This is a genomic window from Bacteroides sp. OF03-11BH (genome assembly GCF_003604005.1).
Lineage (GTDB): Bacteria > Bacteroidota > Bacteroidia > Bacteroidales > Bacteroidaceae > Bacteroides > Bacteroides ovatus.
On sequence record NZ_QTMW01000003.1, the window covers coordinates 213,759 to 229,192 of the forward strand.

Consider the following 15,434-nt stretch of genomic DNA (forward strand, 5'->3'; position numbering starts at 1 on the left):
GTAAGGAGAAGCTATGCTTTATTAATACCAGTGAAAAATATGAAAAGATACACTTTGTTACGCACATTTATGCTTTTTATAGCAGCTCTGATACTCTGTGGATGGTCTTCGGCACATACACAAATATCTATAACTAAAGGACTAAAAGCGCCCGAACAAACAGTATGTTTTGAGCCTGATACTACCTCTGTACTCAAAAATCCCCTTACAGGTTGGGTGATGTATTTGGGACGTGCATGGGATGAAAACTTTTGGCAAACTCACCATTATGATGCTATGCCCGTAAATGGTGGGGATTCCACTGTTCGCGTGAGCGATTACGCCGGTACATGTTACATTCGCATCAATTGGAATATGCTTGAGAGTAAAGAGGGAGATTATGTATGGAACGATCCGGACTCACGTATCTATAAATTGCTTGCTTCGGTGCGTGAACGTGGTATGCGACTGGCTTTCCGTATCAATGTAGACAGCCGCGACCAAGGACAGAACACACCTCTTTATGTAAAGGAAGCCGGTGCGAAAGGTTTTCAAGATCCTAATAATCCCCAAATATGGTCGCCTTATCCTGACGATGCCGTGTTTCAACAGAAATACGAAAAGTTTCTTCAAGCCTTTGCTGTTGCTTTTGACGATCCCGATAAAGTAGATTTTATTGATGCTTATGGGCTTGGTAAATGGGGAGAAGCACATGGCGTGAAGTATAATAACTACTCAAATAAAGTAGAAGTATTCGAATGGATTACCGATACCTATGCAAAAGCTTTCAAACGTGTACCATTGGTGATAAACTACCATCGTTTGGTGGGAGATACCATCAGCTGGGCAGAACCACACCCTGATAGTAAAAGATTGCTCGAAAGAGCCATTGCCAAAGGATACACCATTCGTCACGACGCTTTTGGCATGACTGGTTACTACGAACAGTGGGAAAAAGATTTTGCCCGTGCTTACCGCTTTCGCTTGCCCATCATTATGGAGGGAGGATGGATTACCGGAGCGCACCACCGTTACTGGATTGATCCTAGTGGCAAGTATCGCCAGGGGCATTCGGAAGATGTGCGCTGGGGCGAGTACGAAGAAAGCCGTAATGCCCATGTCAATATGATGGATCTTCGCATTGGTGATGAAGTAGCCTCGTGGTTTAATCGCTCTTTCGATTTGGTGAAGCGTTTCGAACGTGAGGGAGGATACCGGCTCTATCCCACAGAGGTCAGTTTTGTAAATAAAGCCCGTTCAGGCGAGCGTGTGAGCGTGCAACACAATTGGCGCAATCTGGGTTGGGGATACTGTCCTACCAATATTCCTCAATGGAAAGGAAAATATAAAGTCTGCATCGCTTTGATGGATGACAATCATAACATTGTGAAAAAACAGCTTGCAGATGAGGCTGATCTCTCAACTTGGGTACAAGGGCGTGATGGTCATTATACCACAACTGTCAAATTGGATGGACTTCAAAAGGGAAACTACACTTGGCTTATTGGTTTGGTTGATACAACCAAAGCATGCCAGCCGGGCTTGAAAATGGCGGTCGACAAGAATCTTCTATTTGAGGGATGGTGCAAAGTCGGTAAACTTAAAATCAACAATTAACTGGTAGATTACTCATAAATCGTTATGCAATAAATATTAATTATTAATCTTATATTATGAATCGAAAAACAATCACAACTACGGTGGTAAGCTTGGCAAAAGCTTTCTGTTTGGCTGGACTACTGTCTGTGCCCGCTTATTCTAGTGCGTCGACTGTTTCGTTCGAAAAGGTAAATGGGATGTATATCCTTAAAGCCGAAGATTCGACAGTGAAACAAGTGTTCGACTACATTGAAAAACATAGCCAATATGTTTTTGTCTATGATCAACCTGTAAAAGATCGTCTCAACAACAAAGTGAACATCGAGTTGAAAGGAAAGTCGATCGATGCTATTTTGACGGAAGTATGTCGGCTAGCCGATTTGAAATATACCATTCAGAACCGTCAAGTAACCATCACTGCTAATCCTTCTAAAAAGGCTACTACTCAAGTGAAAAAGGCGAAGCGCATCTCTGGTCAGGTAGTCGATGCAACTGATCTTCCGATGATTGGTGCTACGGTTCGTGTGAAAGGTAGTGATGCAGCTACTATCACCGACCTTGATGGTAAGTTTCAGATAGACGTTCCCGAGGGTAGCGAATTGCTCATTAGCTATGTGGGCTTTGTGGATAAAATCGTGCGGATAGATAGCAAAAATATGTATGCCATAGTAATGGAAGAAGCTAGCAGAGCGCTCAACGAAGTAGTTGTTATCGGTTACGGTGTGGTAAAGAAGAAAGACCTTACCGGTGCGGTGGCAGCCGTGAAGGGAGAAGAGCTGGTGAACAAGCGTACAGCCATGCTTTCCAATGCATTGCAAGGATCACTCTCTGGTGTGATGGTGACGCGTAATAGCTCTGCTCCCGGTGCAGGAGCCGCCTCTATTCGTGTGCGTGGTATTACCACTATGGGTGAATCGAGCCCGTTAGTGATTGTAGACGGTGTGCAGAGTTCGCTCGACTATGTGAATTCTAATGATGTAGAGAGCATATCTGTATTGAAAGATGCTGCGGCTGCCAGTATCTATGGTTCGAAAGCTGCTGCTGGTGTTATCTTAGTTACTACCAAGCGCGGTAACGATACCGGTAAAATCAATCTGAAATATAATGCTGAATTTGGTTGGGAAATTCCTACTAAACAACCTAGTATGGTGGGAGTCACTCGCTACTTGGAGATGAGCAACGAGTTGAAATACAACGATAACCCTACTGGTGGTTTTTTCCAAGAATATACGGCTGACAAAACCAAGAATTGGGTGAAGTATAATGCTACTGATCCGAACAACTACCCCATTACCGATTGGACTGATCTGATTTTGAAGTCAAGTGCTCCCCGTATGACTCATACTCTCTCTGTATCAGGCGGTAACAAAGCGGTAAAGTCGGTAGCTACCCTTTCGTATGACGAAGTAGACGGTCTTTATGACGGTCGTGGTTTCCAACGCTACATGTTCCGTTCGAACAACGACTTTAATATCAATGATAAACTTAGTGCTCAAATAGACGTAAATATCCGTCATGCTAAGAGTACTGCCACAAACTATGACCCTTTTGATACCATGCGTAAAATGCCCGCCATTTACCCCGCAACCTGGGATGATGGTCGTTTAGCTTCGGGTAAGAGTGGTGCAAATCCTTATGGATTGCTTGTAGCCGGTGGTAATTCGGTAGCTCACAGTACGCAGGTGGCAGGTAAAGGTTCGCTAACCTTCAAGCCTATCAAGGGGCTAAGCATCTCGGGTATCGTATCTCCTTTTATCAACTATCAAAAGAAGAAAGCGTTTAAAAATTCATGTGGATACACCTTGCCCGATGATCCCGAAACCTTTGGCGGTTATTTCGACTCCGGGAGCACTTGGACTACCAATTCGCTCACAGAAACTCGTAACGATGATTATAATGTCACTAGCCAGGCAATTGCCAACTATATGGGAACCTTTGGCAGTCATAATCTCACAGTAATGGCCGGTTTCGAAAACTACTATATGAAGAGCGAAAGTCTCGGTGCTGCGCGCGATAAATATGAACTGACCGGTTATCCTTACCTCAATATCGGTTCGGAAGATTTCCAAACCAATAGCGGTACAGGTTCAGAGTATACTTCAAACTCTGTTTTTGGCCGTGTTATTTATTCGTATGCCGATCGTTACCTGTTCCAGGCTAACGTGCGTCACGATGGTAGTTCACGTTTTGCCAAAGGTTATCGTTGGGGTACTTTCCCTTCATTTTCAGCTGGTTGGGTAGCGAGTGAAGAGAAGTTCATGAAGAACCTCAAATGGGATTGGCTTTCATTCTTGAAGTTGCGTGGTTCATGGGGTATGTTAGGTAACGAACGTATCGGCAGCAACTACTTCCCCTACATTGCTTTGATGAGTTTTGGTAATTCACTTTTCTATATGGCTGATGGAAGTGTAGTTTCTGATAAAACTGCTCGTCCTGCTGTGTTGGCTGTAGAAGATATTACTTGGGAAACGACTACCAGTACTGACTTAGGTCTGGATGTCAACTTTTTGAACAACCGTCTGCAGTTTCATTTCGATTACTATTGGAAAGAGACCAAGGACATGTTGCTGAATATCGAAATCCCTTATTTTATGGGATATAACAACCCTAGTACGAATGCAGGTAAGATGTCCACTCATGGTTATGATATTGAAGTGGCATGGAACGACCAGATAGGAGATTTTAAGTATGGTGTAAATGTGAATTTCTCCGACTTCCTTTCAAAGATTGATTATATGAATGATGGTGAGCAAATCAGTGGTGGTAAGATTAAACGTGCCGGCGTGCTCTTCAATGAATTCTATGGTTATGTGTGCGAGGGCATCTATCAAACTCAAGAAGAAGTGAACAACTCGGCTCGCACTAGTACTACCGTTACAGTTGGTGACTTGAAGTATCGTGACATCAGTGGTCCCGATGGTGTACCCGATGGCGTAATCAGTCCCGAATACGACCGTGTACCTTTGGGTAACTCACTGCCTCGTTTCCAGTATGGTGGTAGCCTTAACGCTTCGTACAAAGGCATTGACTTCAGTCTTGCTTTCCAAGGCATCGGCAAGCAAAATTCTTACCTCTCTACTTCTATGGTACAACCTTTGCGTGATAACTATGGTAACGTACCAGCCATTCTCGAGGGTAAATATTGGAGTCCTTTCAATACTACTGAAGAGAATTTAGCAGCCAAGTATCCCCGCCTTTCGAATGTGTCGAAGAGCAATAACTATGCTACCTCTAACTTCTGGATGTTCAACGGTTCATACTTCCGTTTGAAGAATATCACATTAGGCTATACCCTACCTAAGAGTTGGACACAAAAAGCCGGTATAAACCGTGCCCGCTTCTATGTGAGTGGTAGTGACCTCTTCTGTTTGAGCAATTTCCCTAGTGGTTGGGATCCTGAAATGGGTACATCGGATTATCCTATTACCACCTCTTTAGTAATGGGCATACAAGTTAACTTTTAAATAAATAGGAATAGAATATGAAAACAAAGATATTATTAGCCGGAATGTGCCTGAGTCTTGCTGCTTGCGAGAGCATGGACTTGGTACCCAAATCGCAAGGTAATACCGAGTCTTGGTACACATCCGAAACAGAATTGCGTTTGGCTTCCAATGATTTCTATATTTTAGGTTATTGGCAAGAACCTCTTAGCTCATCCGAACAATGGTCGGACAACACAACCTATCGTCAGACGAACCGTAACCCGGGAAGTGGTGGAACCGTGCTTGATGGAACCCTGAACGGCCAGCAGTATGAAGTATATGCTTTGTGGCAGCAATCATTCAAACTTATTGCCCGCACCAACACAATGCTCGAAAATATTCACAAGGCAAAGGGTGCTGTGACCGAGGAAGTTTATAATCGTTATGCCGGTGAGGCTTATTTCTGTCGTGCCTGCAAATATGCTGAACTGATCTTCTTTTATGGTGATGTGCCCTATCAGGAAGAGACTATAACCATTTCCGAAGCTTTGCAACGTGGTCGCAGACCTAAAGCGGAAGTGATTCCTTTGGTGTATGCTGATTTCGATAAAGCCATTGCCGGTTTGCCTGAAAGCTATGGAAAAGACGAAAATATCCATCCTACCAAAGGAGCAGCCCTGGCTATGAAAGCGCGCTTTGCCCTCTATATGGGTGATTATGAGATAGCTGCACAAGCCGCCAAAGCTTGTATGGATCTTAAACTCTATTCTTTGGAACCTGACTATGCTAAACTTTTCAAGCAGAGCACCAAACTGAATGACGAGAAAGTGTTCGTGATACCTCGCTCCATTGAAAACGAAGTGATGCTCGATTCCTGGATTGTGAAGAACGGTCTTCCTCGTAATGCCGGAGGATATGGCTCATACAATCCCTCATGGGACCTCTTGGCCTCATATCTCTGTACTGACGGGCTACCTATTGACGAATCACCGTTGTTTGATCCTCGCAAGCCTTTCAAGAACCGTGACCCGCGTTGTACAATGACCATCGTTGAATTCAATACCGAGCACTGTGGTTTCGAATACGACCCCAGTCCTGCAGCTAAAACTGTAATGAACTATACCACAGGTAAGACACAAAGCAACCAAGATACCCGTATCGTGAATCAATATAGTTCATATACAGGATTGTTGTGGAAGAAAGGTATTGATGCTACGTGGACAGTAGACCAAAAGGTAGAACAAGACTATATCATAATGCGCTATGCTGACGTACTGTTGATTTATGCTGAAGCCATGATAGAACAGAACCTGATTGACGACAGCGTGCTGAAAGCCATTAATATGGTACGTGCTCGTGCTTATGGTGTGAATGTAACAGCTACTGATAGTTATCCTGCCGTGACCACTACCAACCAAACCGAACTGCGACGTGCCCTGCGTATAGAGCGCCGCATGGAGTTTGCTATGGAGAACCAACGCCTGCAAGACTTGATGCGTTGGAAATTGGCAGGAAAAGCATTGAATGGTTACAATTACATCATGCTTATTGACCCCACAGAATTGCTGAACAATATCGTGAACAAGAACCTCTGGTTCTGGGGAATGACTCCGCAAATCGACGAAGATGGTTTAGCAGACTTTGCAGCTCTCTTTAATGCCGGTTATTGTTCGCAGGGTGCTAAACGCATCTTCCCCGAACGCGAATATTTGTGGCCGCTGCCTACACATGATGTGGAGTTGTGTCCCAACTTGTTACCCAACAATCCGGGTTATTAATCCTATAAACTATTACGAACATGAAAACAATGCATTTATATAGAAACCTTGGAATGGTGGCTGTGGGAATGATGAGCATGCTTGCCACCTCGTGCGAAGAGGAGATAGACAATACTGCCTCACGCAACCAGTCGGAGATTGAGTTGACTCCTTCGGGCGAATATATTAAGCTCGATGAAAGTAAACCCAACGAGACAGCTTTTACGCTGAAGTGGAGCACCGCTCACAATTTTGGTGAAGATTATATCACAACTTATAAATATGAGATGCAGCTTATCGGTAGCGATGTTGCAAATATCAAGGAATTTGATGATGATGGTGAATTTCTTCGCTCGTACACCAACAAAGAGATGCAGGATATATTGGTCGATTACTTCGGTCTAACCACCAGTACCATTGGCGAAGTCCTTTTTACTGTTACAGCCAACTTTGAAGGTCCCCGTCTTATGGTGCCCGATATTGCTACTGCAACGGTGAAGTTCAAAACTTATGGCCCCAAACAGTATAAAGCTGATAACCTTTATGTGGGAGGTACTGCCGTAGGCGATGATAATATTAAGATGACGTTGAAAGACGAGACAAACAGAATTTATAGTTACGAAGGAGCTTTGGTTGCCGGTAAGATAAACTTCCCCGTTGACTATGCCGACGAATTGAATGCCATTGGCCCGGAAACCGCCGATGCCCCTATCACCACAGGTGAAATGGCAGGCGTCATATCCGATCGCGCTGAAGCCAATTCGTGGTTAATTCCATCTGCAGCTACCTATCGTATCACTGTGAATATGAGTAAACAGACGGTGAAGATAGTAGAAGCTGGTGCTGTAGTTGAAGCCGATCAGATATTCCTGGCTGGTAGTGCCGTAGGTGGGGAACAGATTGAGATGGCTCAAGTCCTCGAAAATGACCAGATTTATGCTTGGCGTGGTGCACTGAAAGCTGGTAACCTTTACATCCCGCTCACCTTCGAAGGTGAACAAGCGATGGCCATTGTACCGGAAATAGCTGATAGTCATGACATCGAAGATGGTCAATTGTCAACATTCGGACAAGTACTCATTAGCAAAGTGGATAAACAATATTGGACAATTCCGGCCGATGGAACTTACCGCATTGTATTGAATAAGGAGGAGAAATCTATTACCATCTATTCGACCGCTACCGATCTGAAACCACTCACCGTATCGTTCAACAATACCGAACTGGGGAAAAACCCATGGAGTCAGGAAGTCAATGTACTGCACATGTATGGTGGTTTCAATAGTTTTGCTTACGATTCGGGTATTGATGAAGAAACCGGAAAAAGCTTCAAGTACTGTCAAGTGAAGTATAATCTTATTCAGAGTGTTGCCAATCCGAAAGTATTCGTTTATAAAGGTGATGTATTGCCACGTAATGAATATAAGGATAATTATGGGAAGACAAATGCCGGTTGGGTGAACTTCAGCACGCTGCGATATGCTAATAACGGATGGTTCGTTGGTTCTACTGCTGATGCTGTTCGTAATAGCTACAATGGATACACCACAGTAACAGCGGGTAAGATAGAAGGAGCCGTAACAGGTCAGGGCAATAACCGCTATGCTTATTTCCTCATCCCGGAGGGCTGTAACTATGTGGTAGTGGACCTGGAGAACAACACTGTACTCTTTGATATTAAATAAATCCAAAATGAAAGAATAAGAGGTGGAGCTTTTATCACTTCACTTCTTATTCTACCTTTAAATGATAACAATAAACGAGATATATTTTATGAACAAAATAATAAAAAACAGCATCAAGACCTTGTCGATGTGTCTGCTGGCTACTACGTCTTTCATTGGCACTGCTTGTTCAGACGATGATGCCCCTATAACCGATTATAGTTGGAACATTGAAGGCAACACGACCGTCAATATCATGCCCGAACGCTACCAACTGCAGCGTAACCCTATGAGTGGATGGGTCATTTACGCGGGTATTGGAAGTGGTATGATGATGGATTTCTGGGATCTTTATGATAACTTCGAGTCGTCAGAAGGTACTGTGAAGGTATCTGACTATGGCAATACGCTCTACGTACGTGGTCTTTGGAGTAACTTTAATCCTGAAAAAGGCAAATATGTATGGGATGAAAGTGTACAGACCGAACCTGCCAAGCGTTTTCGTATGCTGGTGGAAGGAGCTAAAGAACGAAACTTGAAGCTCGCCTTTACCTTTGTGTGTGATAGTCGTGACAAACATGAAGATGCCTGTCCCGATTATGTAAAAGAGGCCGGTGCTGAAGGATTTACCACTACTACCGGTAGTGTAAACGTATGGACACCTTATCCGGACGATCCCATTTTCCAGAGGGAGTATGAAGAGTTTCTTACTGCTTTTGCAGCCAAATACAATGATCCTGATGTCACTCAATTTGTGAGTGGTTTTGGATTAGGCAAATGGGGCGAGACTCACACCCTGAAATACTCTACAGGTGATGAAGCTCCTAGACAAGCAGTATTTGAATGGATTACAGACGTAATGTCACGCCTTTTCACTAAAGTGCCTATCATGATTAATTATCATCGCTGTTTGCTTAGTGGCAAAGAGTTTAGTGATACCGATACCGATGTAGCTGCCGATATGGTGAAACGTGCCGTAGCTAAAGGCTTCTGTTTGCGTCACGATGCTTTCGGCATGAAGCAATATTATAAGGATTGGGAGCGTGGCATCAGTACTACCTATCATGGTATCGTACCTATTACTATGGAAGGTGGTTGGGTAGAATCATCACACGGTGGTTCTATTGCCGGCGATGGTTACAAGAATTTTGCCGAGGTGCGCCAGGGAGAATATGATGAAGCCAAGGGTGGTTATGTCAACATGATGGACCTCCGCTTTGATACCAACGTGAACAAAGGTGAAACTCATTCTTGGTTCAATACAGCTTTCCATTTGGTGAAGGAGTTTATTGCCGAAGGTGGTTACCGTCTCTATCCCGACCGTCTGTCTATTCCTACTATAGCTCGTAGTGGCAGTAGTGTATCACTTACTCACCGCTGGTCGAACTTGGGTTGGGGTTACTGTCCTACCAATTTGCCGCAGTATGGTGACAAGTACAAACTTGCTATCGCTCTGCTCGATAAGAATACAGAGGAGCCCGTCCGCATCTATATAGAAGACAAAGCAAACATTGCCACTTGGATGAAGGGAGCTCCCAAGACTTACACTACTAATATCAAACTCACTGATGTAGCCGCAGGGAATTACATTTGGGCAGTAGGATTGGTAGATACTACCAAAGAGAATGCCATTGGTATCTTAATTTCAGCCCGCGATGAGTATCAAACCTCCAAAGGTTGGGTGAAAGTGGGTGATATAACTATTCAATAATTAAAAAACGCTGTGCTATGATGAAAAAAATCTTACTGACATGCATAGCCGTAGCCTGTAGCCTTGTGGCTGTAGCCGGAGAACTGCTCATCGAAGCAGAAAGCTTCAGCCAGCGAGGCGGCTGGGTGCTCGACCAGCAGTTCATGGATCAAATGGGTTCACCCTATCTCATGGCACATGGCATGGGTATTCCTGTGGCCGATGCTACGGCAGAAATCAATATTCCCCAGGCGGGCACTTACTATGTATATGCCCGCACCTACAACTGGACTTCACCTTGGACCGATGCCGAAGGACCCGGAAAGTTTCGTCTGGCTTTAGGTGGTAAGTTACTGAAAACTACGTTGGGACACACCGGTAATTCCTGGCAATGGCAGTCCGCCGGTAAGGTCGTATTGAAGGCAGGTACTATTACCCTTGCTTTGAAAGACCTTACAGGTTTTAATGGTCGTTGTGATGCCATCTATCTCACGACTGATATGAATGCGCAACCCACTGCATGGGGCGAGGCAGAGACAGCTGCACTTCGTGCCCGCTTGCAACAACAACAAACGGTGCCCACCCATCAGTACGACTTTGTGGTAGTGGGAGGAGGCGTAGCCGGCATGTGTGCCGCTACGGCTGCTGCCCGGTTAGGTTGTAGGGTGGCATTAGTGAACGATCGTCCTGTACTGGGTGGTAATAACTCGTCGGAGATACGTGTACACCTGGGTGGTATTATCGAAAAGGGACCCAACGAGGGGTTAGGTCGTATGATACGCGAATTCGGTCATGAACGTTCCGGTAATGCCCAACCGGGTGACTATTATGAAGATCAGAAAAAGGAAGACTTTATAGCTGCCGAAAAGAATATCACCCTTTATGCTTCGCAACGTGCTGTGGCCGTAAAGATGCAGGGTGATCGCATAGCATCAGTCACTATTCAACACATTGAGACAGGTGAACAAACGGAACTTACCGCTCCTCTTTTTAGTGACTGTACTGGCGATGCTACCATAGGCTACTTAGCCGGTGCCGATTGGACTATGGGACGTGAAGGCCGCGATGAATATGGCGAAAGTCTCGCTCCCGAGCAGCCCGACTCGCTAGTGATGGGCGCATCGGTACAATGGTATAGCAAGGACATGAAGAAGAAGACCTCTTTCCCCCGCTTCGAATATGGTATGCGCTTTGGCGCTGATAATTGCGAGCCTGTAACTATGGGCGAATGGAAATGGGAAACAGGAATGAACCGTAATCAAATCACCGAGGCTGAACGCATACGCGACTATGGACTTTTGGTGGTATATTCCAATTGGAGCTATCTGAAGAATCACTATGCGGATCGTAAAAAGTATGCCAACCGTTCACTCGATTGGGTGGCGTATGTTTCCGGTAAACGTGAATCTCGCCGCCTTCTGGGCGACTATGTGTTAGCACAAGACGATATAGACAAAAATGTGGCGCACGAGGATGCTTCGTTTACTACCACTTGGAGTATCGACCTCCACTTCCCCGATAGCGTGAACAGTGTGCGTTTTCCTGATAATGAATTCAAGTCGGCAACGGTGCATCGTTGGATTCATCCTTATGCTGTCCCTTATCGTTGTCTTTATTCGCGCAATGTGGATAACCTCTTTATGGCAGGTCGTAATATGAGTTGCACACACGTAGCCTTGGGTACGGTGCGTGTGATGCGTACTACTGGTATGATGGGCGAAGTAGTAGGTATGGCAGCCGGACTCTGTCATAAGCATGGTGTAGAACCGCGTGATATCTATCATCATCATCTGCCCGAATTAAAGCAGCTTATGCAGGCAGGCTTGGGCAAACACAATGTACCCGATAACCAACGTTTCAACGAACCCAACAAATTGTTGGAGGCTCCGGCTTACATCAAACCGCAGACAAACTATGAGTAAAAAAAGTATTATCACGATATTTCTCTCAACCATATTGGGATTGCCGCTTTGGGGGGGACAACACTATTATGCTTTCCTGAAAGGTGATACACTACGTATGGGCAATAACTACATGGAGCGTACCATGCTGTGGAATAATGGTACACCTGTCACCATTAGCCTCACCGATAAGCTATGTGGAAAAATAATCCCGGCTCAAGGCAAAGAGCCCGACTTCTCGATTGTGAAAGGCATCTCTACAGCTGCTACTTTCACTGTGAATGAGATTCCAACGAATGGTATACATGCCAGCTATCTGCAAGCCACTGTGGCTTGCACCATCGGTTCTCTAAGTATAGAACGTCGCTATCGCATTTATGCAGACTGTCCCGCCATTGCCTGCGATACCTATCTGAAAGGACAAGTAGAACTTTACCAGAATAAAGATGACAATCGTTCTAATGCCGATCGTAAAAATATAGAGCACACAGCCGATATGACTACGGGGGTGAAAACTCCGACGATTGACAGATTGCAACTCTCCGGTAATCATTGGCGTGCCCGTACGGTAGAGTTCTTCGACTATACTGATTGGAACGACAATCTGGTGACAGAACGTACCTGGCTTCCTTACCGTCGCAATACCTATCGTGGTAATCTGCTTTTTGCTCACGATGTGGCTACCCGGCAAGGTTTCTTTTTCTTGAAAGAGGCTCCTTGCAGCAGTACCCAATTACATTATAATGGTTCCGACTTCGTGGCCGACTTTAGCGATTTTATGGTAGTGGGTCTGGGCATTGCATCTGATGATGTGAAACCGGATAGCTGGACTCGTGTTTATGGATGCGTTACCGGTGTCTATACCGGAGATGAACAAGAAGCACTAACAGCATTGCGCCTTTATCAAAAACAACTGCGCCACCACACTGCCGCACAGGATGAGATGATTATGCTCAATACCTGGGGTGACCGTAGTCAGGATGCCAAAATAGATGAGGCTTTCTGTCTGGCTGAGCTGGATCGTGCCGCACGTCTGGGTGTCACCCTCTTTCAACTGGACGATGGTTGGCAGAGCGGAAAAAGTCCCAACTCAAAGACAGCCGGAGGCAGCTTTAAAGATATTTGGAAAAATGCCGATTACTGGACGCCCAACCCCACGAAATTCCCTCATGGACTGAAACGCATTGTAGAGAAAGGAAAGAAATTGGGTATTCGTATCGGATTATGGTTCAATCCTAGTATACAGAATGATTTTGCCGATTGGCAAAAAGACGCGCAAGTCATTATCGGGCTTTACAAGGAGTATGGCATCTGCTGTTTCAAGATAGATGGCTTACAAATACCTACTAAAACAGCCGAACAGAATTTGCGCCGGTTGTTTGATGCCGTGTTAGCACAAACCAACCATGAGGTGATTTTCAACCTCGATGCCACTGCCGGTCGTCGCGGTGGATATCATTATATGAATGAGTATGGCAATATCTTCCTGGAAAACCGTTATACCGATTGGGGCAACTATTATCCCTATCGCACCTTGCGTAATCTTTGGATGCTGTCTCGCTATGTACCGGCCGAGAAGATGCAGATAGAATTCCTTAATAAATGGCGTAATGCCGATAAGTACAGCACTACCGATCCATTTGCTCCCGCTCGTTATAGTTTCGACTACCTCTTTGCCATCACCCTGGCGGCACAGCCATTGGCTTGGATGGAGGCTTCGAACCTGCCCGAAGAGGCTTATGCTACGGCAACTCTGCTCAAGGAATATCAACCCTTGCAACTTCAATTTCATCAAGGCATCATATTACCCATTGGTGAAGAACCTTCGGGACGCTCGTGGACAGGATTTCAATCAATAGTCTCTGACACGCAAGGTTATCTCATTATTTACCGCGAAGACAATGATATAGCCAAAAGAACCATTGATACTTGGCTTCCGGAGGGCAAGAAGGTAACTTTTACTCCTTTGATGGGAAATGGCAAAAAGTTTGTTGCTGAAGTCGGTGTACAGGGTAAAGTAAGTTTCGAGTTGAATGATAAGAATTCTTTCACTCTTTATCAATACCAGGTAAAACCATGAAAAGACTATAAACAATAATGGAATTATGATAAAAAGTTTGCGTTCTGTTTTTCTTGCTTTGTTTGTTGCCGTGCAATTCGTTGTGTACGGGCAACCGGCGGAAAGGCTGATTCAAGTGCTGGTCACTCCCGACCACACCAATTGGTTGTATCAACCGGGAGAAAAAGTGAAATTCAAAGTAGCTGTACTGAAATGCAATATTCCACAGGATCATCTGGAAGTGCGTTATGAGATTTCGGAAGATATGATGAAACCTCATCAGACAGGTAAACAACCTTTGAAGAATGAAAAGCTCGAAATTAATGCAGGTACAATGAAAAAAGAGGGTTTCCTGCGTTGCCGTGCTTTTGTCAGTTATCAAGGGCGTGAATATGAAGGTGTAGCTACCGTCGGCTTTGATCCGGAGAAGCTACAACCGACTACTCCGTTGCCCGCCGATTTTCTTGAATTCTGGAAGAGCACCAAAGAAGCCGCTGAAAAGTGGGCGCTGGAACCTATAATGACTTTATTGCCGGAAAAGTGTACGGACAAAGTGAATGTATATCATGTTTCTTTTGCGAATAATGACTATGCATCCCGCATGTATGGCATCCTTTGTGTGCCGAAAGCTCCCGGAAAATATCCGGCCATCTTGAAAGTACCGGGTGCGGGTATCCGCGCATATAACGGGGAGCCCGAACGTGCCGGAAATGGTTTTATCATTTTGGAGATCGGTATTCACGGCATTCCGGTCAACCTGACGGGGGATGTATATCACCGACTTTATAACGGGGCCTTGAAGAATTACCATTCATTCAATACGGACGATCGGGATAAGTATTATTATAAACGGGTTTATACAGGCTGTGTAAGAGCCATTGATTTCATTTACACACTTCCCGAATTTAATGGTAATCTGGCAACTTTCGGTGGAAGTCAGGGCGGAGCACTTTCCATAGTGATTGCCGGACTGGATAACCGTGTCAAAGGATTAGTTTCTTTCTATCCGGCTTTGTGTGATATTGCAGGCTATGCTCATGGTCGCGCAGGAGGTTGGCCGCACATGTTTAAGGATGAAAGGAACCGGACACCGGAGAAGATTAAAACCATTCAGTACTTTGATGTAGTCAACTTTGCCCGGTAGGTTAAAGTACCGGGATTCTATACTTTCGGTTATAATGATATGGTCTGTCCGCCTACCACCACTTATTCGGCTTACAACATGATTAATGCTCCGAAAGAGTTGTTCGTGGCCGAAACGACTGCCCATTATGCCTATGCAGAGCAGTGGAGTGCTGCCTGGAACTGGGTGATGAATTTCCTGAAGAATGAATCGAGAAACGAATAATGTATAAATACC

Annotated in this window: 7 protein-coding genes and 1 pseudogene; all 8 read left to right on the forward strand. The window is 44.9% G+C overall.

The features are described 5' to 3' along the window. The first annotated feature begins 39 nt into the window (after nucleotides 1-39). A complete protein-coding gene (locus DXA54_RS03670) occupies nucleotides 40-1,596 on the forward strand; it encodes a DUF4832 domain-containing protein (protein ID WP_004311191.1) in 1,557 nt (518 codons plus the stop codon). A 56-nt stretch (nucleotides 1,597-1,652) separates the two neighbouring features. After that, nucleotides 1,653-5,042, forward strand: coding sequence for a SusC/RagA family TonB-linked outer membrane protein (locus DXA54_RS03675; protein WP_004302517.1), 3,390 nt, complete (start codon nucleotides 1,653-1,655; stop codon nucleotides 5,040-5,042). Between the two features lie 17 nt (nucleotides 5,043-5,059). Continuing rightward, nucleotides 5,060-6,781, forward strand: coding sequence for a RagB/SusD family nutrient uptake outer membrane protein (locus tag DXA54_RS03680; protein ID WP_004302516.1), 1,722 nt, complete (start codon nucleotides 5,060-5,062; stop codon nucleotides 6,779-6,781). A 20-nt stretch (nucleotides 6,782-6,801) separates the two neighbouring features. Beyond that, nucleotides 6,802-8,445 carry a SusE domain-containing protein gene (locus DXA54_RS03685; RefSeq protein WP_008646518.1) on the forward strand — a complete coding sequence of 548 codons (1,644 nt, stop codon included), beginning with the start codon at nucleotides 6,802-6,804 and terminating at the stop codon, nucleotides 8,443-8,445. An 88-nt stretch (nucleotides 8,446-8,533) separates the two neighbouring features. After that, on the forward strand, nucleotides 8,534-10,135 hold the full coding sequence (locus DXA54_RS03690; protein ID WP_004311194.1) for a hypothetical protein: 1,602 nt from the start codon (nucleotides 8,534-8,536) through the stop codon (nucleotides 10,133-10,135). A gap of 20 nt (nucleotides 10,136-10,155) precedes the next feature. Beyond that, nucleotides 10,156-12,036, forward strand: coding sequence for an FAD-dependent oxidoreductase (locus tag DXA54_RS03695; RefSeq protein WP_008646516.1), 1,881 nt, complete (start codon nucleotides 10,156-10,158; stop codon nucleotides 12,034-12,036). Continuing rightward, the gene (locus DXA54_RS03700) at nucleotides 12,029-14,095 is read left to right on the forward strand and encodes an alpha-galactosidase (protein WP_004302512.1); all 2,067 of its coding nucleotides are present in this window, start codon (nucleotides 12,029-12,031) and stop codon (nucleotides 14,093-14,095) included. Before DXA54_RS03695 ends, DXA54_RS03700 begins: the two co-directional genes overlap by 8 nt. Before the next feature lie 25 nt (nucleotides 14,096-14,120). Next, a pseudogene (locus DXA54_RS03705) lies at nucleotides 14,121-15,422 on the forward strand (acetylxylan esterase). Nucleotides 15,423-15,434 lie beyond the last annotated feature (12 nt).

What these genes read in the sequence shown, in the direction of transcription:
- DXA54_RS03670 (WP_004311191.1), top strand. Translation starts at nt 40, where the DNA reads ATGAAAAGATACACTTTGTTACGCACATTTATGCTTTTTATAGCAGCT.
- DXA54_RS03685 (WP_008646518.1), top strand. Translation starts at nt 6,802, where the DNA reads ATGAAAACAATGCATTTATATAGAAACCTTGGAATGGTGGCTGTGGGA.
- DXA54_RS03700 (WP_004302512.1), top strand. Translation starts at nt 12,029, where the DNA reads ATGAGTAAAAAAAGTATTATCACGATATTTCTCTCAACCATATTGGGA.
- DXA54_RS03695 (WP_008646516.1), top strand. Translation starts at nt 10,156, where the DNA reads ATGAAAAAAATCTTACTGACATGCATAGCCGTAGCCTGTAGCCTTGTG.
- DXA54_RS03690 (WP_004311194.1), top strand. Translation starts at nt 8,534, where the DNA reads ATGAACAAAATAATAAAAAACAGCATCAAGACCTTGTCGATGTGTCTG.
- DXA54_RS03675 (WP_004302517.1), top strand. Translation starts at nt 1,653, where the DNA reads ATGAATCGAAAAACAATCACAACTACGGTGGTAAGCTTGGCAAAAGCT.
- DXA54_RS03680 (WP_004302516.1), top strand. Translation starts at nt 5,060, where the DNA reads ATGAAAACAAAGATATTATTAGCCGGAATGTGCCTGAGTCTTGCTGCT.